Raw genomic sequence first — 25,495 nt, 5'->3', positions numbered from 1 at the left:
GCATTTTTTACATTCAGGGCTGCCATTGCGGGTCATCGCCATCCAGTTTGCGATTCAGGAAAAAGGCGGCGCTGATCAAAGCCAGATGGCTGAGCGCCTGCGGAAAGTTGCCCAATGCGTAGCCATGAAAATCAAACTCCTCGGCATACAGGCCCAGCGGACTGGCGTAGCTCAGCAGCTTCTCAAACTCGAAATGCGCCTCCTCAACCCGTCCGGCCCGCGCCAGACACTCCACGTACCAGAATGAACAGGCCACAAAGGATCCCTCACGACCGCTTAGCGCATCGGCAGGCGTCTCTTCACGGTCATAGCGCCAGACCATACCGTCGCGCACCAGCTTCGCCTTGATCGCATCCAGCGTTGAGAGCCAGTCGGGATCGGTTGCGCCCACAAAGCGCACCAGCGGCATCAGCAACATCGAGGCATCCAGCGATTTACCGTGGCGCGTAGCGGTAAAGTGTCCCTGTTCAGGATCCCAAAAATCCTGCCAGATCTCCTGGCGAATTTCGCTGCGCACGCGATCCCAGCGCTCATAGGGCATCGGTAACGATCGTTTCATGCCAAGGCGCAGCGCACGATCCAGCGCCACCCAGCACATCAGGCGCGAGTGCAAAAAGTGTTGCGGTTCGCCGCGCATTTCCCAAATTCCGGCGTCCGGCTCCTGCCAGTGCTCGCACAGATAATCGATGGTGCTGCAGACGTTGCGCCAGCCGTGCTCAGAAATCGCCTCGCCATACTTGTTGGCGAGATAAACCGCATCCATCAGTTCGCCGTAAATATCGAGCTGCGTTTGCCGCCAGGCATCATTACCGATACGTACCGGACGCGAATCACCATAGCCGGAAAGATGCGGCAGCTCGCTTTCATGCAGCTCGGTGGCGCTGTCAAGGCGGTACATGACCTGCAGCCGCTCTTTGTCATGATGGCTGTTTTCCACGCAATGACCTACCCAGTGCGTAAAGCGTTTCGCTTCATCAACATAGCCAAGGCGCATCAGGGCATAAACGCTAAAAGAGGCGTCGCGGATCCAGGAGGCGCGATAGTCCCAGTTACGTTCGCCGCCCAGCTCTTCCGGCAATCCGAAGGTTGCGGCGGCGGCAATCGAGCCGTGCTGCCACGAGGTCAGCAGCTTCAGCGCCAGCGACGAGCGTTTCACCATCTCCTGCCAGCGTCCGCGCCAGTTGCTTTGATGGCACCAGCTGCGCCAGTAACGTAGCGTTTCCTTAAAGCAGATATCGGTTTGCAGGTTATCCAGATGCTCATCCTGCGCGCAGCCGAAAATAAATTCCGCGTGCTCGCCCGTTTTCAGGGTAAAGCTCGCTACTGCCGCCTGACGATCCAGAGAGAGCGGTACGGTGGCGGTCAGGCGCAGCGTAGGCTGGCCGTCGGCGCTGAACAACACGGCATTATCGCGCAGCTTCGCTTTGGGTGTGGCGCGTGCATAGTCATGCACCGGCGCGCAGCGCAGCGAAAAACGCCCCTCGCCGCGAACCATCTTCAACCGGCGAATAATGCGCGGTTTGGTGTCCTGTTGCTCGCAGATCGGCATGTAATCGGTAATTTCCGCTACGCCTTCGGCAGCCAGCCAGCGTGTTTGCAGAATATTGGTATCCGGCAGGTAGAGCTGCTGGCGGCGGCTCGCTTTCCACTCTGGCGTCAGACTAAAGACGCCCGCCTCGTCACTGTCCAGCAGGGCAGTGAATATCGAAGGGCTATCCAGATTGGGCCAGCAAAAATAGTCGATAGTGCCATCGTCCGCCACCAGTGCGCAGGTACGCAGATCGCCAATGACGCCGTGATTACCGATAGGTCGTTTGATATCAGCCATGCCGTTCCCCGGTTGCGCTGTGTGAACTATTACTATAGCCAGGCTGGGCGGCGGCGGCGGGCAGAGCAGCTATACTTGCTGTTCGTTTATTGAGCGTGACAGAGGAGTAAAGCTATGCCGACAAACAAGGTTGCAGTGGTCACCGCATCGGATTCCGGTATCGGGAAAGCCTGTGCGGTGATGCTGGCAGAGCAGGGTTACGATATCGGCATTACCTGGCGTTCGGATGAGAAGGGCGCGCAGGAGACAGCTGAAGAGGTGCGTAAGCTGGGACGCCAGGCGGAACTGGTGCAGATGGATCTTTCCGATCCGCAGCAGGGAGGGGAAGCGCTGGCGTCGCTGATTGAAAAGCTGGGTCGCATCGATGTGTTGGTGAATAATGCCGGTACCAACGTTAAGGGCGACTTTCTGGATATTGCCTTTGATGACTGGCGCAAAGTTTTTACCGTGGATGTCGACGGCGCTTTTGTTTGCGGGCAGATTGCTGCGCGTCAGATGGTCAAACAGGGCGAAGGCGGTCGCATTATCAATATCACCTCGGTGCATGAGCATACGCCGCTGCCGGGTTCGGTCTCTTATACCGCGGCTAAACATGCGCTGGGCGGCCTGACCAAGGCGATGGCGCTTAGCCTGCTGCCGCAGAAAATTTTGGTTAACGCGGTTGCGCCGGGCGCTATCGCCACGCCAATGAACGATATGGAAAATGCCGACGCGCACAAGGTTTCCCTGCCCACTATTCCTGCCGGTCGCCCCGGCGATACGCGCGAAATCGCCAGCATGGTTGCCTGGCTCTGCTCTGAGTGGTCTGGCTATACCACTGGTCAGTCTTTTATTATTGACGGCGGCTTTATGCTCGCTAATCCGCAGTATGCCGCCGCGCAACAGCAGGCCGCTCAGTAATTTCCGGCGCTTTAGCGCGCTTACGGGGCAGGCTGCTGCCCCGTTTTGCTTTTCCGTTCCGCCTCCTTCCGCGTTATTATTTGGCGCACAATCAAGAAGGAAGCGTATATGGCTATGGAGATCCCACTGCTGGCGGTACGTGACGTCAGCTATCGTCTGGCGGATAAAATGCTGCTGGCGCCTCTCTCTTTTACTTTGCAGCAACATGAAATCGTCTGGCTCACCGGTGCTTCGGGCAGCGGTAAAACCACATTACTGAAAATTCTTGCTTCGTTACTGCCGCCCAGCAGCGGCAGCATCGCGCTTCGCGGCGAGGAGAGCACCACGCTAAAGCCGGAGACCTGGCGTCGCCAGGTCTCTTACTGTTTCCAGACGCCGCAGCTGTTTGGCGAAAGCGTCTATGACAACCTGGCTTTTCCCTGGCTAATCCGTCAGCAGCGGCCTGAAAAGCAGGCGCTGCGCGCCAGCCTGGCGCAGCTGAATGTAGACCCGGAAATACTCGAGCAGCCCATCGGCGATCTTTCCGGCGGCGAACGGCAGCGGGTGGCGCTGCTGCGCAATTTACAGTTTCCTCCGGCGGTTCTGCTGCTGGATGAGGTTACCAGCGCGCTGGATACAGAGAATAAAGCTCAGGTAAAACAGCTTATTCGCCAGACGGTGCAGCAGCAGCCGATGAGCGTGCTCTGGATCAGTCACGACCCGCAGGAGATCGACGATGGCTCCCGCATTATCTCTTTAACCCGCATGGACGCAGCGCAATGAATCATCCCGAAATTAGCAATACCTCGCTGGCGCTGGCCTTTATGCTGGTGCTGGTGGCCCTGTTTGTCAGCCAGAAAGAGAAGCTGGGACTGCATAAAGATATTTTATGGAGCGTGGCGCGTGCCATCATTCAGCTCACCCTGGTGGGCTACGTCCTGCACACGCTGTTCGATTTTAATAACCGCTGGCTGACGCTGCTGATGGTGCTGTTTATCTGTATCAATGCGGCGCTGCATGCACGCAAACGCAGTAAACGCATCGGTAACGCCTTTGTTATCTCTTTTACCGCCATTACTTCCGGCACCGCCCTGACGCTGACCATTCTGGTATCAAGCGGCGCGATTGATTTTGTGCCGATGCAGGTGATTCCGGTTTCCGGCATGATTGCCGGTAATGCGATGGTGGCAGTGGGATTATGCTACGCCCAGTTGAATCAACGCTTCGCTGATAATCGTCAGAAAGTGGAAGAGATGCTGAGTCTTGGCGCATCGGTTAAACAGGCTTCGGCAACCCTGGTACGCGACAGCATTCGCGCCGCGATGAGCCCAACGGTAGATGCGGCGAAAACCGTGGGGCTGGTTAGCCTGCCGGGCATGATGTCAGGCCTGATCTTTGCCGGTATCGATCCGGTGCTGGCGATTAAATATCAGATCATGGTGACCTTTATGCTGCTGGGAACGGCGGCGATCTCAACAATCATCGCCGCCTGGCTCGGCTATCGGCGCTTTTATAACGCCCGCTCGCAGCTGGTATTTTAATCGTCGTTTCGCCGCGACCAGCGGCGAAACGCCAGACGCAGCAGCAGCACAAACACCACCGCACCAGCCAACCACAGCAGATGCTTCAGATGATGATCGAGGCGATGCAGCCAGGGCGTGATCATCTCACCGGCAAAATAGCCGAGCGTTACAAAGACCAGTGACCAGATAAAGGCACCGATGGCATTAAAAATCATAAATTTCAGCGGACTGAGGCGGCTGGCACCGATAATAATGGGTCCGATAATGCGAAAGCCGTACATAAAGCGCACGCCAATAATAAACAGCACCGGATAACGACGGATCAGGCGATTGGCGCGCTTCAGTTTGCCCTGATGTTTCTTAAAGCGCCGCAGTATGCGGGAACCGAATCGACGACCAATATAGTAAAGCAGCTGATCGCCAAGAAAGCCGCCGAGCATCACCGCCAGCACCACGCCGCTATAGCGCAGCAGCTTTTCGTGCGCCATGATGCCGCCCAGCAGCGCGAACGTTTCCCCTTCGGCAATACAGCCAATAACCACGGCCAGATAACCATACTGCTGAATAAACTGGTTGATATCGAAATGCAAAACGTACCGTCCCTTTTAGCCTTAGCGTCAGGGTAAGTGTACACCTCGTTAACTCTGCCTTGCGAAAAAAGGCGATACGGGGAAAAGGTTGCGCCCGTGATTGGTGAAAAAATAGGCAGATGACGTATACTTAAGTCACCGTCGCCAGATTGGCGGCAAGGTACTGAGGGCTATATCATGAATCATGTCTGGGGCCTGCTGGCGCATCCCGATCGGGAAATGCGCAATATCGAACGGGAAAACGAAAGCGTTTCCCACCATTACACCCATCACGTTTTACTGATGGCGGCGATTCCGGTGATTTGCTCCCTGATTGGTACCACCCAGATGGGATGGTATCTCGGCGGAGGGCGCTCGGTTCCGCTCGCGCTGTCGACCGGACTGATGCTTGCCGTGCTGTTTTATCTGTTAATTCTGGGCGGCGTGGCGGTAATGGGTCGGGTCATTCACTGGATGGCGCGTGATTATCCGCAGCGTCCCAGCATGCAGCGCTGTACGGTTTTTGCCGGCTATGTCGCTACGCCGCTGTTCCTGAGCGGCATCATCGCGCTTTATCCGGTTGTCTGGCTCTGCGTGCTGGCAGGAGCAATCGCGCTTGCCTGGACCGGCTATCTGCTCTACGTGGGCATTCCGCAATTGCTTAATATCGATCGCGATGAAAGCCTGCGTTTTTCCGGCTCAACGCTGGCCATCGGCATTCTGCTGTTTGAGGTGTTGCTGGCGCTAACGGTGCTGCTGTGGGGCTACGGCTTCCGTATGGGATAAGCCGCTTGCCTGCGCACAGACACTGCCGATATTTTGGTCTTGCTAAAAAAGCCACCTGCGGGTGGCTTAATCATGCTTTTAAAGCTTTATGCGATATCTTTAATCGCCACTTCACGGCGAGCCAGGAAATCACTTACTGTACCTATACGGTTAAGTTCTTCCTGGGCATGGGTATCATTTTCTACCTCCCATATATTTACAGCCGACTGAATATTTAGCCAAAAATCCACGGTTGTATCGAAAGCCTTTGCCAGACGAAACGCCATATCTGTAGTGAGTTTGCGATGATTGTTAACTAAAGCGCTGACCGTATTGCGGTGGACGTTAAAGGAGGCTGCCGCATTGATCATATCAAGTTTACGTGCAAGCGTAGTTTGAAGATCAGGCGGTATTTTGCTGGCTGGCGTTGCGTATTGAAAAAAGGCGTCCAGCCAGGCATCACGGAAGCTTCCAATACTTTTTAATATTCCCTTTTATCCTTCTAATCCCTGTGCGCTAATCTTAACGCACTCATGCACCGTGCTCAGGTGCGTGGGCGCGGTGACGCTTTTTCATAAAGACAATTTCTTGCCCGTTTACGCCCGGAAACGAATCTCTGATAGGAATTTACTGAGCGCCCGGCGTATTATTCTGTCTGCCAGCCGTTGCACCTGTTGACTCTTGTGACGGCAGCCTGTGTTACACACAGCGCGCAATCCTGAACCGGTAAGTTGTTAAACGATGCCCGCAAAATTTCGTTATTCGTTGCTGAGCCTGGCTTTTCTTTTCTCCGCGCAGAGCCTGGTGGGTCAGGCGCTGGCCGCTTCGCCATTAAGCACGCCTGCGCCGCTCTCCCAGCCGCAAATCGCCTCCGGCAGCGCGATGATTGTCGATCTGAATACTAATAAAGTGCTGTATGCCTCGCATCCGGATCGGGTAAGGCCAATCGCCTCGATTACCAAAGTGATGACGGCGATGGTGGTGCTGGATGCGCATCAGCCGCTGGATGAGATGCTGAATATTGATATCAGCCATACGCCGGAAATGCGCGGCGTGTTTTCTCGCGTACGCCTGAAGAGTGAAATCAGTCGCAGAAATATGCTGCTGCTGGCGCTGATGTCGTCGGAAAACCGTGCTGCCGCCAGCCTGGCGCATCATTATCCCGGCGGCTATGACGCCTTTATTCGCGCCATGAATGCCAAAGCGCGTGCGCTGGGCATGACCAATACCCATTATGTGGAGCCGACCGGCCTGTCGATTCATAACGTTTCCACCGCCCGCGATCTGACAAAGCTGCTGATCGCTACGAAACGTTATCCGCTGTTGGGTCAGCTCAGCACCACCCATGAGGAGATGGCGCACTTCAGCAATCCGGACTATACGCTGCCTTTCCGTAATACCAATCATCTGGTCTATAAGCCGGACTGGCACATTCAGCTCACCAAAACCGGCTTTACCAATCAGGCGGGGCACTGTCTGGTGATGCGCACCATGATCAAACAGCGTCCGGTCGCGCTGGTGGTGCTGGATGCCTTTGGCAAATATACCCATTTTGCCGATGCCAAACGGCTACGCGACTGGCTGGAGACCGGCAAATCCGCCCCGGTTCCGGCGGCGGCGCTGGCGTATAAAAAGCAAAAAACCGCTAATACCGCCAGCAATAACGCGATCGATTAGTGTGTTACTCCTCCGCTGGGCGGTCAGCGGAGGAGAGCGCACGCTGCATGATCAGCGTATCGCGCCAGGCACCATGCTTATATCCCACCCCTTTTAATACGCCCGCCTGGCAGAATCCCAGCCTGAGATGTAGCTTCAGCGAGCCGATGTTCTGCTCGCCGTTGCCGATAATCGCCAGCATCTGCTGCCAGGGACCTTGTTCACAGCGCGCGATCAGCGCCGCCAGCAGGGCGCTACCGATGCCGCGTCCTGCCGCGTCGTGTGCCAGATAGATCGACTCTTCCACGCTATAGCGGTAAGCAGGACGCGGGCGATAGGGTGAAGCGTAGCTAAAGCCAATCAGGCGGCCTGCCTGTTCAGCGACCAGATACGGCATTTCCAGCGCCTGCACCTTGAGAAAACGGGCCTGCATTTCCGCCGTATCGGGCGGCGTCTCCTCAAAAGAGGCGCAGCCATACAGCACATGCCAGGCGTAAATTTCGCTGACAGCGGCGATATCAGCCGCGCATGCATCACGAATCAGCAGGGGTTCGGCCTTCTCAGACATAACTTCTCCTTATACCGGATGAAAGTCTTACTTTGACACAGGCGCGCGGTAGCCCTTCATAACAAATTCTTATGCAAAAAGAGCGATTTTTCTTCACGCTTTCCTATAGTGAAGCGGCAGGCAAAAGCATAAACTGGCGCGCGATCGCGGCGAGGCCGTGGAACAGAAACAGAGTGGAATGACCTTCGATGTCAAAGTGGTTACGATTAATGCGCACAAGCCTGCTGGCGCTGCTGGTAATGGCGTCATTTGTGATTCACGCGGCGGAAAACGCTGAGGATAGCGCGGCGGCAGGTGAAGAGACTGTAGTAAAGGTAAATGCGTCGGCAGAACTGCCGAAAATGCAAAAAATCCTCGATAAAATCAAAGGGCAGGTTTCCGGCGAAACCAATGATGCACAGCTTTCCCAGCTCAACGAAATGGCGCTGGAGCTGTCGGGCAATGCCGATACGCTGGGACAGGCGCTGATCCCGCAACGGCAACAGTTAATGGCGCAGCTGGCAGTATTAGGCCCGGTGCCACAAGCGGACAGCGGCGTGAAAGAGACGCCGGAGGTGACGCGCAAGCGAAGCACGCTGGAAAATCAAAAGCAAAAGCTGGACGAACAGATTAAACAAGCGGAGACGATCAAAAGCGGCTCGCTTAACCTCAGCGCGCAGATTGTTAGTCTGCGGCGCGATAATCTGAAAACCCAGCTGGCATTGAACTCTGGCAGTATTTTTGGTCCGCGTTTCTGGGCACCGCTGTTTGGTATGCAGCAAAGAGATGGCGATAAGCTGGCTAACTTCCGCGATGAGCTAACGGACACCGTGGCGCTGGCCTGGGAGCCGGGTTGGCGGCTCGGCACCGTGTTGTGGCTGGTAGCCGCGGTGCTAATCGCTACGCTGGGCCGCCGCTACGGAGAGGAGTTCCTCGCGTGGATTAGTATTAACAAGTTGCCGGAAGGGCGTCTGCGGCGCAGCTTCCTGGCGGCGGCGATCGCCCTTACCACGCTGGTGGCGGTGGTGCTGGCGTTTAACTTTCTTGATCAGGCGTTTACCCGCCGCGAGGAAGTTTCTGATGACGTCCAGAGCTTTGCTGATCGTCTGGTACAGCTCAGCCTGTTCTGCGGCCTGATTGCCGGGCTGGGACGGGCGTTTCTGTCGACGCGTCGCCCTTCATGGCGTCTGCCGGCGATTTCCAACGAGGTGGCGCAGGCGCTGAAACCCTACCCGCCGCTGACCGCGCTTCTGGTATTTATTTTCCAAACGGTAGAAGCGCTGAATACCACCGTTGGCACCAGCGTCGGCACCACCATTCTGGCAAACGGCATGACGGCGCTACTGGTGGGCGCTACCGCGCTCTCTATCAGTTTCCGCTCCAGCCGCGTTCGTCGTTGTCTGGTGCAGGAAGGGCAGACGCCAGAGGCCCGATCCACCTTAGTCGGCCTGGTTCAGATGTCGATTACGCTTATCGGTCTGGCAATCATGCTGTCGCTGATTATCGGTTACGTTACCCTGGCGCGCTTTCTCAGCTATGAGCTGGTCTGGCTGGGTATCGTCTGCGGCGCTTACTATTTCCTTAGCCATCTGGTGAGCGATGGCTGCGAAACGCTGCTGTCGGTAAATAGCCTGACCGGCAAGCGGATGCAGACCTCGCTGAACATCGATGAGCGGCATCTTTCGCAGGCGGCGGCGCTGCTGTCGGCGCTGGGAAAAACCATACTGCTGCTGTTTGCGGTAGTGGCGGTGCTGAACGGCACTTTCGGCACCTCGACGCCGATTGAACTGCTGCAAAAGGCGGTAGAGTTCTGGGGCGGCAAAGGGCTGGAGTCGCTGAATATCGTGCCTGCACATCTGGTCAATGCGCTGCTGTGCATGGTTATTGGCATCTATGTGCTGCGCGCGGTGCGTCGCTGGCTGGATAACGACTTTCTGCCGAAAACCACCATGGATATCGGCATGCGCGTTTCGCTGGTAACGCTGTTCAGCAATATCGGCTATGTGCTGGTTATTCTGTTAACGCTCTCAACCATGGGCGTGCAGTGGAACAAGCTGGCCTGGATTGTCAGCGCCCTGTCGGTGGGTATCGGTTTCGGCCTGCAGGAGATTGTGAAAAACTTTATCTCCGGCCTGATCCTGTTGACTGAACGTCCGGTGAAGGTGGGTGACCTGGTAAGCATCAGCGGGATTGAAGGCGATATTCGCCGGATCAACGTGCGCGCCACAGAGATTCAGCTGGGCGACAAATCTACGGTGATCGTACCGAACTCGCAGCTGATCTCGCAGAACGTGCGTAACGCCACCATGGGTAATGCTCAGGGCGTGGTTACCATTACGCTGACGTTCCCGCTGGATATCGATCCGGTGCAGGTGCGGGAGATTTTACTGGGGGTCTATCAGGAAAACGAACGCATTCTGGATACGCCAGAGCCCTCGGTCAGTTTCAAAGATCTTACCCCGCAGGGAATTGTGCTGAGCGTAACCGGAAATGTCTCTAACCAGCGGCAGATTGGCGGCGTGAAAAGCGATCTGCTGTTCGATCTGCTGACGCGCCTGCGTAAAGAGGGCATCGTGCTATCGCGCCCGCAAACCATGATCATTGAGCGCAAGAATGGTGAGGTGGTCGTTAAAGATCCACAGCAAAGCTAAGCCGCGCCAGGGCCGCCTTTTCGCATGGAAACGGCGGCCTTTGGGCGTTTAATCGGCCGAGTGATGCGCATCGCAGCCGCAGCCCGCCCAGTGTTTTAGTTTGCTGGTTTTACCAATGCCGGGGTTAAAGCTGTTAGTCGGATCGAGCTGCTGATAGAACGCTTTCAACTGCGGCTTCGCCTGGTAAAGATGGCCGACGTTATGCTCCGCCGGATATTCCGCGCCGCGCTGGTTAAGGATCTCCAGCATTCTCTCTTTCAGCGCATGCGCGTCCACGCCTTTCTTCACGATGTAATCCTGATGAAACACATGGCACATAAAGTGGCCATAGTAGAGGCGATGCACCAGCTTATCGTCAAACTCCGGTGGCAGCTTCTCGAACCAGTCGCGATCGTTACGACGCAGCGCAATATCCAGCGCCAGAATATCCTCGACTTCATCATGATGCGCCGCGTGATAGCGCACCGCCGCACCCGCTGCGGCAAAGCGATGCAGAAAGGCTTTCGAGCCCTCTTCATCGGTGCATTCAAAATAGTCGCCGCCGCCCTCGCGGAAAAAGTCCCTTAAAAACTGACGCGCCTCCTCCACGCCGTCGCCGGACATTTTCAGCATCAGATGATGCTCATAGCGGTCGCGCCAGATTTTCATCTTTTTCGGCAGGTGCGTCGGAAACAGCACGCTCAGCTTTTGCAGCATGCGGTCGGTAAAATGGGGGCGGAACAGCGGAATGTGGCTCAGCATCGCATCGATACGTCCCTTCAGGGTAAAGAAACGCGGCATCTTATCGGTGCCCAGCCGGTCGATCATAATAAAGGTATCTTTCCCATACTTTTCGGCGATGTCATACATATCGCGATGCATATATTCGCCCGCCACCGGCAGGTTTTTAAAATGGGCCAAAATATGGCGACGAATATCCTCCAGCGCCGCCGTATCGTTGCTGCCGATATAAAATACCTGCTGCTTTTTCTCCGCCTCGAAGGTATCCAGACGCACAGCGAACACCGCCAGCTTGCCGGCGCAGCCGGAGGCTTCATACAGGCGGCTGGCGTCGGCGTTAAAGCGCGACGGTGTGTCTGCCTCTACGTCGCGCACACGCTCGACGTAGTTGTGATCGGACGCCTGGCGCGCATCATGGCGCACATCGCTCTCGCGCCAGGTCTCATCATCCAGACGCCCCAGGATCTGCTCCGGCGTGCTGCCCAGTTCAATGCCGAGATGATTCACCAGCTTTAGCTGTCCCTGCTCATCCAGCTGAGCGTAAAGCGCCATTTCGGTATAGGCCGGGCCGCGTTTCACCAGCGCGCCGCCGGAGTTATTGCACACGCCGCCGAGAACAGAAGCGCCAATACAGGAGGAGCCGATCACTGAATGCGGCTCGCGTCCCAGCGGCTTAAGGATTTTCTCCAGCTGAAACAGCGTGCTGCCGGGAAACGCCAGCACCTGCTTGCCTTTATCCAGCAGCTGAATACGATCCATGCGCAGGGTGCTGATAATAATGATTTCGCGATCATAATCGTTGCCGTTGGGCGTTGAGCCTTCGGTCAGGCCGGTATTCGCCGCCTGCATCAGAATGATTTTATCCGCCGCGACCGCAGCCTTTAGCACACGCCACAGTTCCAGCAGCGAGCCGGGAAAAACCACCGCCAGCGCCTCGCCCTGACCAGAGCGGAAGCCTTTACGATAGCGTTCGGTTTTACGCGGATCGGTCAGCAGATGGCTACGGCCAACGATACGGCGCAGTTCATTAACCAGGGTTTGACTGGCAGATTGAGTATGAGGGTGCATATCCATTGTCCTGTTATGTGGGTCAAATTTACTGTAGCAGCTCCGACACAAAAGCGTTCAACGGCAAAACTACCTGCTATTCTCTTGCTGTTGCACGCTGTAGCTATCTTATTGCTGTAGCACTAATTACCCTTCATACTTCACGCTGCAGGTATGTTGGCTGCGCTCGCTTATCCCGGCCACTGATTTGCGTCAGCGCCCGGGGATTTACGCGCTGGCCGCCTTCCTGCAACGCCAACTATTTAGGGTACAAAACCCGTTCCGCGTTCTTGTTGAGAGCCCAATCTGATGAAATGGATTTACTCCCTGAGTCTCGCTGTTTCTCTGGCGGTGCAGCCCGCCTTCGCTGACGATCTTTTCGGTCCCCATCCTATGACGCCAGAAGCGCGCGATGCGTTTGTCACCGATCTGCTGGCGAAAATGACGCTGGATGAAAAAATTGGTCAGCTGCGGCTGATTAGCGTCGGACCGGACAACCCAAAAGAATCGATCCGCGACATGATCCAGAAAGGACAGGTCGGCGCGATATTTAATACCGTTACCCGTCCCGACATCCGCGTTATGCAGGATCAGGTAATGCAGCTTAGCCGCCTGAAAATCCCGTTATTCTTTGCCTATGACGTGGTGCATGGTCAACGCACCATTTTCCCGATTCCGTTAGGCCTGGCGGCCACCTGGGATCTGGATGCGGTCAGCCGCGTTGGTCGCGTCTCTGCCTGGGAGGCGGCAGATGATGGCCTGAATATGACCTGGGCACCGATGGTGGATGTCACGCGTGAACCGCGCTGGGGCCGTGGTTCAGAAGGCTTTGGCGAAGATACTTTCCTGACCTCTAAAATGGGCAGCACCATGGTTGAGGCGATGCAGGGTAAAAGCCCGGCGGATCGCTATTCCCTGATGACCAGCGTTAAGCATTTCGCGCTGTATGGCGCGATTGAAGGTGGCCGCGACTACAACACCGTGGATATGAGCCCGCAGCGCATGTTCCAGGACTATTTGCCGCCCTATAAGGCGTCGCTGGACGCCGGCAGCGGCGGGGTAATGGTGTCGCTGAACTCCATCAACGGCATGCCGGCCACCGCTAACCGCTGGCTGCTGAAAGATCTGCTGCGCGATCAATGGAAATTCAAAGGCATTACCATCAGCGATCATGGCGCAATTAAAGAGCTGATCAAGCATGGCGTCGCCAGCGATCCTGAAGATGCGGTACGGGTAGCGCTAAAAGCCGGTATCGATATGAGCATGGGTGATGTCTACTACAGCCAGTATCTGCCGGGGCTGGTGAAGCGCGGCGTGGTATCGCAGCAGGAGATCGACGATGCGGCGCGCCATGTGCTGAACGTGAAATATGACATGGGGCTGTTTAACGATCCCTACAGTCATTTAGGGCCGAAGGGCAGCGATCCGGCTGATACCAATGCGGAAAGCCGCCTGCATCGTGAAGATGCGCGTGAAGTGGCGCGTAAAAGTATGGTGCTGCTGAAAAACCGGCTGGAAACGCTGCCGCTGAAAAAGTCGGGCACCATTGCGCTGATCGGTCCGCTGGCGGACAGCCAGCGCGACATTATGGGCAGCTGGTCGGCAGCGGGCGTGGCGAAGCAGTCGGTAACGCTGCTGCAGGGGATGAAAAACGCCACCGCCGACAAGGCAACGCTGCTGTATGCCAAAGGCGCGAATATTACCGATCATAAAGGGATTCAGGATTTTCTGAACCTCTATGAGCAGGCGGTCAGCGTGGATAGCCGCACGCCGCAGCAGATGATTGACGAAGCGGTGGCCACGGCGAAAAAAGCGGATGTGGTGGTGGTGGCGCTGGGCGAGGCGCAGGGCATGGCGCATGAGGCCTCCAGCCGTACCGACCTGAGGCTGCCTGAGAGCCAGCAAAAGCTGCTGGCGGCGCTGAAAACCACCGGCAAACCGCTGGTGGTGGTACTGATGAACGGACGCGCGCTGGCGCTGGAGCGTGAAGATCAGCAGGCCGATGCGCTGCTGGAGACCTGGTTTAGCGGCACCGAAGGGGGCAACGCTATTGCCGACGTGCTGTTTGGCGACTATAACCCGTCAGGCAAGCTGCCGGTCTCCTTCCCGCGTTCGGTGGGGCAGATCCCGATTTATTACAATCACCTGCCAACCGGCCGTCCTTATAATTCAGCAAAACCGAACAAATATACTTCGCACTATTATGATGCGGTTAACGGGCCGCTCTATCCCTTTGGCTACGGTTTGAGCTATACCCGCTTCAGCGTCTCGCCGGTGAAGCTCTCCTCATCGACCATGCCGCATAATGGCAAGGTTGAAGCCAGCGTTACGGTAACCAATACCGGCAAACGCGACGGTGCAACGGTGGTGCAGCTCTATCTGAACGATGAAGTTGCCAGCATCAGCCGTCCGGTAAAAGAGCTGCGCGGCTTTAAGCGCATCATGTTGAAAGCAGGCGAGTCACAAACCGTGACCTTCCCGATTGATGTGGAAGCGCTGAAATTCTGGAACCAGCAGATGCAGTGGGTAGCGGAGCCAGGCAAGTTCAAAGTGATGATTGGCCTGGATTCGGTGAGAACGCAGAATGCGGAATTCACTTACCTGTAATGCAGCATCTCAGCGGTAGGGTGCTTGCAGCCTTACAGGCAACCAACGCCTGATGCAGGCATATGGCTCTGTTTAAAACCGACCCTTCAGGGTCGGTTTTTTTTACGTCTATTTGCCGCCCGCCATATCGAGAAAACTGCCGGTGACGTATGAGGCCTCATCGGACAGCAGCCAGGCGATCGCCTGCGCCACCTCTTCGGGCTGGCCGCCGCGCTTCATTGGCAAACTCTCCTTTACCCGATCAACACGCCCTGGCTCGCCGCCATCGGCGTGCATCCCGGTATAAATAAAACCAGGCCGCACGGCGTTTACCCGGATGCCCTGCGCCGCCACTTCCAGCGACAGGCCGCTGGTCAGTGTATCGATGGCGCCTTTTGAGGCGGCATAGTCGACATACTCATGGGGCGCGCCGAGCCGCGAGGCGGCAGAAGAGACGTTAACAATTGCGCCGCCCTGGCCGCCGTGACGCAGCGCCATGCGCTTTACCGCCTCGCGCGCGCAAATAAAACTGCCGCTGACGTTAGTGGCGAAAATAGAGGCGATGCGCTGCGCGTCCAGTTGCTCAATAGTGGCCTGCGGTTTGAGAATGCCGGCGTTGTTCACCAGGCCGGTCAGCATGCCAAGCTCGCGGTCAATCTGCTGAAACATCGCTACTACCTGCTCCTCGTCGGCAATATCCGCCTGAACCGCAATGGCATTGCCCCCGTCGCGCCGAATCAGCGCTACCACTTCTTCAGCCTGCGCCTGCTGGCTGCGATAGCCGATACAGATCGTGTGGCCTTTTTGCGCTAACAGCAGTGCGGTAGCGCGTCCAATACCACGATCGCCGCCGGTAATTAAAGTAATGTGTTTTTTCATTGGTTCTGTGCGATTCGCCTGTTTATCGATTCCCGGTGATAAACATCATTAATGTAATGTTCAAACTCAGCAAGGCGATAGCGATAAATATTATGACGAACGGTCTTGTCACTTCAGTTGAGTGTTGCTAACAGGGCGGTGCGGAGAGGCGCAGGCACAACGAATGAAAAAGGAATGAATGCGCATAGGACAGGATCACGATAACCGGCATAAAAAAACCGATCGGCAGCCAACCGATCGGCTTATCTGGTATCTATGCTCTGTTAAAAACGCCTAATGAGATCACTTCACGCTTAGCGCCGTCAGGCGGCGTGCTGATTAACCTGTTGTTCAGCCAGCATGGTGAGTTTTTCATCGGTCGCTTTTTCTTCATCCAGGGTATTTTTCAGGATAGAGACGACATTGTCGTAGCCCAGATTTTTCGCCAGCGCCATCAGCGAACCGTAGCTGGAGATTTCATAATGTTCGACTTTCTGAGCGGCGACAATCAGGCCTGCATCGCGCACCGGCCCTTCTTCCACTTCCTGAATAATCTCCTCGCCTTCTTTGATCAGCCCTTCCATTGCTACACAGGTAACATTTTCCATTTCCACATTGTCGAGAGACTGGATAACCTGATCAAGGCGTTCGATATGGCCTTTGGTCTCCTCGAGGTGTTGTCTAAAGCCTTCGACAAGTTGAGTTTCAGTGGCGGCCTCGGCCATTTTTGGCAGTGCCTTGGTTAACTGAACTTCAGCACTGTAAACATCGCTTAGAGTATGAACAAACAGATCGTTTAACGATTGCATAGTCATAACGCTTATCTCCCTATTAATTAGGTGTTGGTGTGCTGCGGTTGCCATAAAAGCCTGGTAGAAGGTGATAAAACAGGCAAATAATCTGCGCTTCGCTTACAAGCAGATGAAAGATAAGGATTTGTGCTCATTTGTACTTTGCTTATTAAATTTTTGGTTTATTAATCATGCGCTTGCCAGAGACGTAATTCTGCGTAAAAGAGTGTATTTGTTTATTGCAGAACGCACCGGCAGGTAAAGAAGTGATGGATATTTAATGGAATTATTACGCAGGCGCATTGAAAAGCAGGTTTTCCGGGTAAACGGCCTGTCACTTAACGAGTTCGATCTCTCTCAGCCGCCGGGCGATCCGGGGCTGTTTGGCCCTGATAGCCTGGTCTGGCCGGTGCATGGCGACTTCACCTCTATGCTGTGCGGTGGCATTGGCGCGTTGCTGTTACAGATGCTGCATCCTTCGGCGCTGGCAGGCGTCTGGGATCACTCATCCTTTCGTCAGGATATGCTGGGACGTTTGCGTCGTACCAGCCAGTTTGTCGCGGTCACTACCTTTGGCAACCGCGCCGATGCGCTTACCTTAATTGAACGGGTAAAGCGTATCCATCTACAGGTTAACGGCGTCGATGCTTACGGCAATCCTTATGCGGCCAGCGATCCTGAGCTGTTAACCTGGGTGCATGTTGCCGAGGCCAGCTGTTTTCTCGCGGGCCATCTGCGTTATAAAAACCCGGCGCTTAGCCTGACCGACCGCGATCTCTACTATGCACAGGCGGCGCGGGTTGCCGAGGCGCTGGGCGCGCAGCAGATGCCCAAAAGCGTACAGGCGGTAGAGGAGTACCTGCAGCGGATGCGCCCCCAGCTCTGCTGTGACGCGCGCACCCGCGAAGTTATCAGGCTGCTGCGCCAGGCTCCCGCGCCCAGCAGACCAGCAAAACTGGTTATGGGCACGCTGATGGAAGCGGGTATGGGTCTGCTGCCCGACTGGGCGCAGCAGATGAGCGATCTGACCCTGAGCGCGCGCCGTCAGGCCATTATCGATCGACGCATCCGCTTACTGGCACGCTTGCTACGCTGGTCGGTGCGTAACGGCGCGTTTCCGCGCGCAATGCGGCGCATGGGGCGTGATTTTTGAGATTATTACCCTTGCCGCTGTGTCGCAATAAGGGAGATCCTGCTCTATTCTCGGGGAAGCTGGATTCCTCCACGTTGCGTTGAGGCACTATGACATATTCGCAGTTGATTGCTGAGGTGACTAATCAGCAACAGACGTTAACCGCCATCATCGAACAGACCGAACGGGCCGCCTATTTTTATATCTGGCCCACCGAGCCGTTTCGCTCCCGCTTTGCGGTACGCGGCTGCTGGCTGCGTAACCTGCTGCCCGCGCCATTTGAAGAGGACAGCGCGGCCATAGAGCAGGGGATTGCGCCGCTGTTAAGCGCCGACTGTTGTCGCACGCTGGAGGCTGAGCCGCCGCTTGATCCGGCCGGTCTGCAAATCATTTGGGAACCGACCGATGATGGCGCGGCGGTCTGGTATCAGGGGCAACTGCTGGCGGTGATCCCGGGCTGGAGCCTGTATCAAAATAAACAGGTGAGTTTCTCGGCAGGCTGCATCAAGGAGAATCGCCTGACTGCGCCGCTGGGATCGGCATCAACCAACCACTATTACGCTCAGGCGCTGGCGCATCGCCAGTTCTGGCGCGACTGGCATGACGGGCATCTCTGGCAGCCGGTCGAGCACGATCTGCTGCAGTGCTACGAATCACACTACGGCCCGTCGCTTAAATATTATGCTATCGACCAGGGCAAGTGGCCGCCGATGGCGATTTCACAACATTATCATCAGGGCGTCTGGTATTTCTTCACGCTTGGTATGTGCATCCGTCCGATGCCGTGGGTAGATTTTCTCTATGAGGATCTGGCTCCGCAGTATCGCCGCACTGAACTGGCGATGGCGATCGATGCGGAAGTAATGACAGAGGATAATGCTATCCAGATGGCCAGCGCACTGGCGAATTATGCGCACTATCCCTGGAGCAGCCTGAACTGGCTGGGCGAAGGCCATACGCTGCCCTCTTCCGTTGCGCCGGTAGGCTTTGAAGGGTTTTTGCTCTCTGCCACGCTGGGTGCAGAAGGTGGACAGTTTGCCTTGCCAAAACGCGAAGGCGAGCGGGTAAATTTATTGTGGACCACGCCAGTGACGGCCGCCGAACAGGCCTTTGCTCAGGCGGATGACCAGGGCGGTATTCAACTGGTTACGCGTCTGTTGCAGTATGGCGCGAATCATATCTTCCGGCCGCGCCAGCAGGTGGTTGAACAGGAAACATGAGGGCTGCGTCTGTTGTGGTGATGCTCGCCACCGCTGGCTGTCACGACTTTCTTTGACCAGAGAGAAGATTTGTAAATTGTGATGGCGATCGCCTCAAGTAAAAAGGTTACATGCCGTTAACACGAGAAGGGCAATATGGCCCTTCCTGTTATGTGGTGTGAACATGATAAAAACAACGCAGGCACGCTTTACCGCGGCGATCGTGGCATTTTTTCTGTTATTGATGGCGATCACCGTGGTGGTCATCAATCTTTTTGTTGCTCCACAATTAAAAACCAATGAAGAGCGCCTGGTGCGCTACGAAGTTGATACGCTCGCCGCCCGGATTATCGAACAGATGAACCGGGTTCAGGCTCAGCAACGCACCATTACCGAAGCGGTTAGCGTACTGGATAGCGCCGCTATCGACAGCCTGCTGCCGGCGCTGGTTAATCAATATAATGACAGCAACGTCTTTGGCGGCGGTATCTGGCCGTTGCCGAACATGCGCGCCGCAGACCGGGAAAAATTCAGCACCTTCTTTGCCCGTGACGCCAGCAATCAGCTACAGGTAAACACCTTCTGGAACTCACCAGAGGCAGATCGCTACTATGAACAGTCGTGGTATAAAGCCGGTCTTGCTGCCAGCAAAGGAGAGTGCGCCTGGGCTAACGCCTATCAGGATGCCGCCAGCCCGCAGCCGCGTACCAACTGCGCCATGGCGATCTATCGCAACGGCGCAGCCTGGGGCGTTGCCACCATCGACGTGACGCTGGGGTTCTTTAACCATCTGGCGAAAGAGATGGGTGAGGCGATTCAAGGACGCGTACTGATCGTAGAGGCCGATGGCAAAGTCGTCGGCAACGCAGCGCTGGTTGAGGGGACGCCGAAACTGCAATATCTCAATGAGCTTTCCCTGCCAATGGCCGCGCCGCTGAAGACGCTGCTGGCCAATGCCGGGAAAGAGCCGATAGAGAGCCAGTATCAGAGCGAAGAGGGCGACCGCACACTGTTTGTTCAGCAGATCGCCGGCAGCCCCTGGTATCTGGCCAGCGATGTGCCGACCAGCCTGCTGACGCAGCAGACCCACTCAATGATGACGCGCCTGGGCATGGTTCAGATCCCGTTAGCTATTGTGCTGCTGCTGGTGCTGCTGGGCTTTATTCGCAGCATGATGAAGCGCCTGAGCCTGCTTAACGAAAATATCCTGGCCTTATCCACTGGCGGGGCGGATTTAACCCAGCGTCTGCCAGCCAGTAACAGCCCGGAATTTAACGCCGTTGCAGAGAGCTTTAACCAGTTTATTAGCTATCTGCAGGGGCTGATGCGACAGGTCGGCGACAGCGCGTTGGCTATTACTTCCGCCTCGCGCCAGATTGCCAGCGGCAACCTTGATCTCTCGGCACGTACGGAAGAGCAGTCCAGCTCTATTGTGCAAACTGCGGCGTCGATGGAAGAGTTAACCGGCACGGTGCGTCAGAATGCTGATAACGCCACCCACGCCAACCAGCTGGCGGGCGAAGCCGCGAAAGTGGCGGAGCGCGGTACCGGCGTGGTACGACAGGTGGTGACCACCATGGGCGAAATTGACGCATCCTCACGTAAGGTGGTGGATATTATCAGCGTGATTGACAGTATCGCCTTCCAGACCAATATCCTGGCGCTGAACGCAGCGGTAGAAGCGGCGCGAGCCGGTGAACAGGGGCGCGGCTTCGCGGTGGTTGCCAGCGAAGTACGTAATCTGGCGCAGCGTTCGGCCAACTCGGCGCGTGAGATTAAAAAGCTGATTGAAACGTCGGTGGCAAATATTGATGCGGGCAGCCAGCTGGTCAATGAAGCGGGCCGCACCATGGATGAACTGATGCAGGGTGTCAGCAGCGTGACGACCCTGATGAACGAAATCATGTCTTCCAGCCGTGAACAGAGCATGGGAATTGAACAGGTTAACGTGGCGATTAACCAACTGGATAACACCACGCAGCAGAACGCCTCCCTGGTTGAACAGGTTTCCGCCGCCGCTCAGGCAATGGAAGAGCAGAGCGTTCAGCTGGAGCAGGTAGTAACCCGTTTCAAACTGTAAGCGATAAATCCACAGGCTCCGCTGTGCAAGTGGGCAGCGGAGCGAAGGAGTAAGTCAGGTTACTTTTTTGTACATATTCTGATGAATACGCGGGACTTTTTTGCGGCTTAAGAGCGAGTGGTTATGCCACAATAGCTGGGATTAGTCTGAAGGAGCCCGTATGTCCGCTATTGAAGTTATTCTTGTTGATCCTCTTGATCGTCCTGTCGGCATAATGGAAAAACAGGAAGTGCATGAAAAAGGGTTACTGCATCGCGCGGTAACCGTTTATGTCTTTAACCATCAACATCAACTGTTGCTGCAACGCCGCGCCAGTGCTAAATATCACTGCGGCGGCCTGTGGAGCAATACCTGTTGCGGCCATCCTTATCCTTCGGAACCCACTCAGCATGCCGCCGAACGGCGTTTGCGGGAAGAGATGGGGCTTGATTTAACCCTGACGGCGATGTTTGAACTGAGCTATAACCTGCCGTTAAGTAACGGTTTGACCGAGCATGAATATGGGCATGTTTTTTTTGCCATTAGCGACGCCCAGCCACAGCTCAATCCTGAAGAGGCGGATGCCTGCCGCTGGCTTTCACTGGAGGCTATCCAACAGGAGATAACACACGATCCTGCCCGCTTTACTCCCTGGTTTTTATATACGTTCGCCCGCATTCCCGCGCAGCTAACGCGCTTTATTCAGCATGCGGGCCAGCTAAAGCCTGGCGCATCCAACGGATAGATCAGAGAAGCCCGTCGCCCGCACGCCGTTGCGCCATGTCAGGCCGTTTTATTTTCGCACTGCAAACATTTGCGCTACGCTTTGACAGACTCACTTTGCTGAAAAGGAAAACTGCCATGGCTTTTGCTACTGCGCGTCGCGGGATACTGCTCTTTGCCGCCCTGATGACGCTGGCTGGCACCGCACAGGCTGCCGATCCGCTGCGTGTCGGCTCGAAAATCGATACGGAAGGCTCGCTGTTGGGCAACATTATTTTGCAGGTGCTGAATAAGCATGGCGTGCCAACGGTAAATAAAATTCAGTTGGGCAATACGCAGGTGGTGCGCGGTGCGATAACCGCCGGCGAGCTGGATATTTATCCTGAATATACCGGCAACGGCGCGTTCTTTTTTAATCTGGCTGGCGATGCGGCATGGAAAAATGCGCAGGCGGGCTATGAAAAGGTCAGAGCGCTGGACGAGCAGAAAAATCAGTTGGTCTGGCTGACGCCCGCACCGGCTAACAATACCTGGACTATCGCGGTACGCGGCGATTTGGCGCAGAAAAACCAGCTTGTTTCGCTGGCCGATCTCAGCCGTTATCTTAAGCAGGGCGGCACCCTTAAGCTGGCTGCCTCTGCCGAATTTATCGAACGTGCCGATGCGCTGCCTGCTTTTGAAAAAGCGTATGGCTTTAAGCTCAGTCAGGACCAGCTACTGTCACTGGCGGGCGGCGATACGGCGGTCACCATCAAGGCGGCGGCGCAGCAAACTTCCGGCGTGAATGCGGCGATGGCCTACGGTACTGACGGACCGGTGGCGGCGTTGGGGCTGCAAACATTAAGCGATCCTCAAGGCGTCCAGCCAATCTACGCGCCCGCGCCGGTGATCCGTGCCGCAGCGCTGAAACAGTACCCGGAAATCGCCGCCTGGCTGAAACCGGTATTTAGCGCCCTGGATGAAAAAACCTTGCAGTCGCTGAACGCCAAAATTGCCGTTGAAGGGCAGGATGCGAAAAAGGTGGCCGCTGAATGGCTGCAACAGCAAAAACTGCTGTAATTCACAGCAACGAAACCATGCGGCGTTTGATCCCCCGTAATCGCGTACTGCTGCTGCTGACCGCGCTGCTGATTGCAGCGCTGTTTCTTTTACCCTTCGCCAGTTTTGCACCGAACCGGCTGGTATCGGGCCAGCCGGTGATGCTGACCGAACTGCTGCAGGGGGCGAGCTGGCTGATCCTGCTGATTCTTCCGCTTCTGTTGCTGCTGGTCTGGCAGTCGCTTAATCGTCCAACGCTGATCCTGACGCTGGCGCTGAGCGAAATTCTGCTCACCCTGCTGGTGGCGCTTGGCGGCCACGCGGCGCAAACGCTGGCCGGGCAGGGCAGCGCGCTGGCGCGTACCGGTTTCGGCAGCGGTCTGTGGGCGGCTATCGCGCTTTGCCTGCTGATTGCCGCAGACAGCGTGACGCGCCTGACGCGCAGCGTACCGTGGCGGCTGCTGTTGAATGCTCAGGTTTGGCTACCGTTGCTGGCGCTGCTGCTCGGCGGACAGCTCGATCAGCTCTCGTTGCTGAAAGAGTATGCCAACCGTCAGGAGGTGTTTGACCAGGCGCTGGCGCGTCACCTGTTGCTGCTGGCGGCGACGTTGTTGCCGGCGCTGCTTATCGGCATACCGCTGGGCCTGATCTGCTATCGCCGCGCACGCTGGCAGAGCGTGATTTTCTCCGTGCTGAATATTATCCAGACCGTGCCGTCGGTGGCGCTGTTCGGCTTGTTGATCGCGCCGCTGGCAGGGCTGGCGGCGCATTTTCCCTGGCTGGGGCGGCTTGGCGTTAGCGGCATCGGTCTTGCACCGGCGCTGATTGCGCTGGTGCTGTATGCGCTGCTGCCGCTGGTGCGTAGCCTGGTGGCGGGGCTGCAACAGGTGCCGGCGGGCGTGCGCGAAAGCGCTTGCGGCATGGGCATGTCGCAGGCGCAAATCTTCTGGCAGGTAGAGATCCCGCTGGCGTTGCCGGTGCTGCTTAGCGGCCTGCGTGTAGTGACCATTCAGACAGTTGGCCTGGCCGTTATCGCCGCCCTGATTGGCGCAGGCGGCTTCGGCGCAATTATTTTTCAGGGACTGCTCAGTAGCGCGCTGGAACTGGTGCTGCTGGGCGTGATCCCGGTTATCGCACTGGCGGTGCTGGTGGATACGCTGTTTAAAATTGTTATCTCCCTGCTGCAAAGGAACGCCTTATGATTCAGTTTAACCAGGTGAGCAAATACTTTGCCGGTAAGGCGGCGGTGGACGGCATCAATCTGCATATCGCCGCCGGAGAATTTACCGTGCTGATTGGCACCTCCGGCTCAGGTAAATCCACCACGCTGAAAATGATTAACCGGCTGATTGAGCATGATGAAGGGACAATTCTGTTTGCCGGCGAAGAGATCCGTAGCTTTAACCCGCAAACGCTGCGACGACGAATGGGGTATGCCATTCAGTCGATAGGGCTGTTTCCGCACTGGACGGTTGAAAAAAATATCGCCACCGTACCGGGATTGCTGAGGTGGCCGCAGGCGAAGAAACAGGCGCGAATAAGTGAGCTGCTGACGCTGCTTAACCTGGATGAGGGCTTGCGTCAGCGCTATCCGCATCAGCTTTCCGGTGGGCAGCAGCAGCGGGTGGGCGTAGCGCGGGCGCTGGCGGCCGATCCTGAGGTGTTACTGATGGATGAGCCGTTCGGCGCGCTTGATCCGGTCACGCGCGGCGCGCTGCAGCAGGAGATGCTGCGTATTCATCGGCTCTCCGGACGTACCATTGTGCTGGTAACGCACGATATTGATGAGGCGCTGGCGCTGGCGGATAACATTGTGCTGATGGATAACGGACGCATCGTACAGCAGGGCAGGCCGGTGGAGCTGTTAACCCGTCCCGCCAACGATTTTGTCCGTGACTTTTTTGGCCGCAGCGAGCTGGGCGTGCGCCTGCTCTCGTTGGGCAGCGCGGGCAGCGCGGCCAGGCGCGGCGAATGGCTGGAGGAGGAGTCGGTGTCGGCGGCGATCTCGTTACGTGAGGCACTCTCGCTGTTTATCGCCCGACAAACCGATAAGCTGCCGGTAACCGATGCGCAGGGCGTGCCGCTGGGCGTGCTGCACTTCAGCGATCTGTTGCGTCAGCGGGAGGGTGCATGAAACGACTAACGCGCGATCCGCTGCTGTGGCTGATTGCGCTTTTTATCGCGCTGCTGTTGCTGATGCCCTGGAGCGGGCCGCTTTTCGCCCACTGGTTCCCTGAGCTGGAGCGTCCGGTCTATCAGCAAGAGCGTTTTTTCCAGCTGGCGCTGGCGCATCTGCAACTGGTGGCGATCTCCAGCCTGGGCGCGGCGTTGACAGGGCTGGGCGCAGGCATTGCCGTGACGCGCCGTGGCGGACAGGAGTTTCGTCCGCTGGTGGAGACGCTGGCTGCCGCCGGGCAAACCTTTCCGCCAGTAGCGGTGCTGGCGGTGGCCGTGCCGGTAATCGGCTTTGGCGAGCAGCCAGCGATTATCGCGCTGATGCTGTATGGAATCTTACCCGTGCTGCAAGGCACCCTGGCCGGGATCGAATCAGTGCCCTCCAGCGTTAAAGAAGTGGCGCAGGGGGTCGGGATGAGCAACTGGCAGCGTTTAACCCGTGTAGAGCTGCCGCTGGCTGCGCCGGTAATTATCTCCGGGATGCGCACCTCGGTGATCATCAATATTGGCACCGCCGCCATCGCCTCTACGGTAGGCGCGAAAAGCCTGGGATCGCCGATTATTATCGGCCTGAGCGGGTTTAATACGGCGTATGTGATTCAGGGAGCGTTGCTGGTGGCGCTACTGGCGTTGGTGGTGGACCGGCTGTTTGAGCGCCTGCAGCGCTGCTTTAGCGGGAATGTAAGATAATGGTATAGCCCACCAGCATCAGGCCGCCGGTACCGCCGACTGCCATAATGAAAAAGAGG

22 protein-coding genes are annotated in these 25,495 nt (G+C 56.5%); 15 read left to right on the top strand and 7 right to left on the bottom strand.

Annotation, left to right across the window (positions count from 1 at the left end):
- Positions 1–13: 13 nt before the first annotated feature.
- The gene (locus ACQE32_RS08630) at positions 14–1,828 is read right to left on the bottom strand and encodes a glycoside hydrolase family 15 protein (protein WP_426981048.1); all 1,815 of its coding nucleotides are present in this window, start codon (positions 1,826–1,828) and stop codon (positions 14–16) included.
- A gap of 114 nt (positions 1,829–1,942) precedes the next feature.
- On the opposite strand from ACQE32_RS08630, the gene ACQE32_RS08625 reads away from it, so the two are divergent.
- From ACQE32_RS08625 to fetB, 3 genes are all read left to right on the top strand, one after another.
- Positions 1,943–2,728: an SDR family oxidoreductase gene (locus ACQE32_RS08625; protein WP_427021638.1), complete on the top strand. Its 786-nt coding sequence runs from the start codon at positions 1,943–1,945 to the stop codon at positions 2,726–2,728.
- 108 nt (positions 2,729–2,836) lie between these two features.
- Complete coding sequence (gene fetA, locus ACQE32_RS08620) at positions 2,837–3,490, top strand: iron efflux ABC transporter ATP-binding subunit FetA (RefSeq protein WP_426974169.1); 654 nt, start codon at positions 2,837–2,839, stop codon at positions 3,488–3,490.
- Entirely contained in the window at positions 3,487–4,248 is a 762-nt protein-coding gene (gene fetB, locus ACQE32_RS08615; protein ID WP_426974170.1) for an iron efflux ABC transporter permease subunit FetB, read from the top strand. Before fetA ends, fetB begins: the two co-directional genes overlap by 4 nt.
- Here fetB and ACQE32_RS08610 read toward each other — a convergent pair.
- Positions 4,245–4,820, bottom strand: a complete 576-nt coding sequence (locus tag ACQE32_RS08610; RefSeq protein WP_426981049.1) for a DedA family protein — start codon at positions 4,818–4,820, stop codon at positions 4,245–4,247. The two genes, fetB and ACQE32_RS08610, sit on opposite strands and share 4 nt — an antisense overlap.
- 177 nt (positions 4,821–4,997) lie before the next feature.
- On the opposite strand from ACQE32_RS08610, the gene ACQE32_RS08605 reads away from it, so the two are divergent.
- Positions 4,998–5,585 carry a Yip1 family protein gene (locus tag ACQE32_RS08605; protein WP_085067515.1) on the top strand — a complete coding sequence of 196 codons (588 nt, stop codon included), beginning with the start codon at positions 4,998–5,000 and terminating at the stop codon, positions 5,583–5,585.
- 86 nt (positions 5,586–5,671) lie between these two features.
- Here the strand turns inward: ACQE32_RS08605 and ACQE32_RS08600 are convergent, their stop codons facing one another.
- On the bottom strand, positions 5,672–6,052 hold the full coding sequence (locus ACQE32_RS08600) for a HigA family addiction module antitoxin (protein WP_426981188.1): 381 nt from the start codon (positions 6,050–6,052) through the stop codon (positions 5,672–5,674).
- Between the two features lie 253 nt (positions 6,053–6,305).
- Between ACQE32_RS08600 and pbpG the strand changes: the two genes are divergently transcribed.
- Positions 6,306–7,241 (top strand): D-alanyl-D-alanine endopeptidase, encoded by a 936-nt coding sequence (pbpG, locus tag ACQE32_RS08595; RefSeq protein ID WP_426981051.1) that lies wholly within the window; start codon positions 6,306–6,308, stop codon positions 7,239–7,241.
- Between the two features lie 4 nt (positions 7,242–7,245).
- Here the strand turns inward: pbpG and ACQE32_RS08590 are convergent, their stop codons facing one another.
- On the bottom strand, positions 7,246–7,788 hold the full coding sequence (locus ACQE32_RS08590) for an N-acetyltransferase family protein (protein WP_427021637.1): 543 nt from the start codon (positions 7,786–7,788) through the stop codon (positions 7,246–7,248).
- A gap of 188 nt (positions 7,789–7,976) precedes the next feature.
- On the opposite strand from ACQE32_RS08590, the gene ACQE32_RS08585 reads away from it, so the two are divergent.
- On the top strand, positions 7,977–10,418 hold the full coding sequence (locus ACQE32_RS08585; protein ID WP_426974174.1) for a DUF3772 domain-containing protein: 2,442 nt from the start codon (positions 7,977–7,979) through the stop codon (positions 10,416–10,418).
- Positions 10,419–10,466: 48 nt separating this feature from the next.
- Here ACQE32_RS08585 and dld read toward each other — a convergent pair whose 3' ends face one another.
- Positions 10,467–12,206 (bottom strand): D-lactate dehydrogenase, encoded by a 1,740-nt coding sequence (gene dld / locus ACQE32_RS08580; RefSeq protein WP_426974175.1) that lies wholly within the window; start codon positions 12,204–12,206, stop codon positions 10,467–10,469.
- A 288-nt stretch (positions 12,207–12,494) separates the two neighbouring features.
- On the opposite strand from dld, the gene bglX reads away from it, so the two are divergent.
- Positions 12,495–14,792 (top strand): beta-glucosidase BglX, encoded by a 2,298-nt coding sequence (bglX, locus tag ACQE32_RS08575; RefSeq protein ID WP_427021636.1) that lies wholly within the window; start codon positions 12,495–12,497, stop codon positions 14,790–14,792.
- A gap of 108 nt (positions 14,793–14,900) precedes the next feature.
- Here the strand turns inward: bglX and ACQE32_RS08570 are convergent, their stop codons facing one another.
- Both ACQE32_RS08570 and ACQE32_RS08565 read right to left on the bottom strand, forming a co-directional pair.
- Entirely contained in the window at positions 14,901–15,650 is a 750-nt protein-coding gene (locus ACQE32_RS08570; RefSeq protein ID WP_426981054.1) for an SDR family oxidoreductase, read from the bottom strand.
- A gap of 302 nt (positions 15,651–15,952) precedes the next feature.
- Positions 15,953–16,444 carry a ferritin-like domain-containing protein gene (locus tag ACQE32_RS08565; RefSeq protein WP_250652201.1) on the bottom strand — a complete coding sequence of 164 codons (492 nt, stop codon included), beginning with the start codon at positions 16,442–16,444 and terminating at the stop codon, positions 15,953–15,955.
- 256 nt (positions 16,445–16,700) lie between these two features.
- Here ACQE32_RS08565 and ACQE32_RS08560 point away from each other — a divergent pair, with 256 nt between their 5' ends.
- The 8 genes from ACQE32_RS08560 to ACQE32_RS08525 all read left to right on the top strand — a co-directional run bounded on the left by ACQE32_RS08560 (position 16,701) and on the right by ACQE32_RS08525 (position 25,436).
- Positions 16,701–17,573: an oxygenase MpaB family protein gene (locus ACQE32_RS08560; RefSeq protein ID WP_427021635.1), complete on the top strand. Its 873-nt coding sequence runs from the start codon at positions 16,701–16,703 to the stop codon at positions 17,571–17,573.
- Positions 17,574–17,662: 89 nt separating this feature from the next.
- Entirely contained in the window at positions 17,663–18,772 is a 1,110-nt protein-coding gene (locus tag ACQE32_RS08555) for a suppressor of fused domain protein (protein WP_426974179.1), read from the top strand.
- A 163-nt stretch (positions 18,773–18,935) separates the two neighbouring features.
- Positions 18,936–20,831 carry a methyl-accepting chemotaxis protein gene (locus tag ACQE32_RS08550; protein WP_426974180.1) on the top strand — a complete coding sequence of 632 codons (1,896 nt, stop codon included), beginning with the start codon at positions 18,936–18,938 and terminating at the stop codon, positions 20,829–20,831.
- 160 nt (positions 20,832–20,991) lie between these two features.
- Complete coding sequence (gene idi, locus ACQE32_RS08545; protein WP_426974181.1) at positions 20,992–21,555, top strand: isopentenyl-diphosphate Delta-isomerase; 564 nt, start codon at positions 20,992–20,994, stop codon at positions 21,553–21,555.
- A gap of 116 nt (positions 21,556–21,671) precedes the next feature.
- Positions 21,672–22,592: a glycine betaine ABC transporter substrate-binding protein OsmF gene (gene osmF, locus ACQE32_RS08540; RefSeq protein WP_426974182.1), complete on the top strand. Its 921-nt coding sequence runs from the start codon at positions 21,672–21,674 to the stop codon at positions 22,590–22,592.
- A 17-nt stretch (positions 22,593–22,609) separates the two neighbouring features.
- Positions 22,610–23,773 carry an ABC transporter permease gene (locus ACQE32_RS08535; RefSeq protein WP_426974370.1) on the top strand — a complete coding sequence of 388 codons (1,164 nt, stop codon included), beginning with the start codon at positions 22,610–22,612 and terminating at the stop codon, positions 23,771–23,773.
- Entirely contained in the window at positions 23,770–24,705 is a 936-nt protein-coding gene (locus ACQE32_RS08530) for an ABC transporter ATP-binding protein (protein WP_426981057.1), read from the top strand. Before ACQE32_RS08535 ends, ACQE32_RS08530 begins: the two co-directional genes overlap by 4 nt.
- Complete coding sequence (locus tag ACQE32_RS08525; protein WP_426981058.1) at positions 24,702–25,436, top strand: ABC transporter permease; 735 nt, start codon at positions 24,702–24,704, stop codon at positions 25,434–25,436. Before ACQE32_RS08530 ends, ACQE32_RS08525 begins: the two co-directional genes overlap by 4 nt.
- The last annotated feature ends 59 nt before the right edge of the window (positions 25,437–25,495 follow it).

Origin of the sequence: Pantoea sp. FN0302 (assembly GCF_050113775.1) — a bacterium.
Classification (GTDB): domain Bacteria; phylum Pseudomonadota; class Gammaproteobacteria; order Enterobacterales; family Enterobacteriaceae; genus Mixta; species Mixta alhagi.
This window is presented reverse-complemented; position numbering and strand designations above follow the sequence as displayed.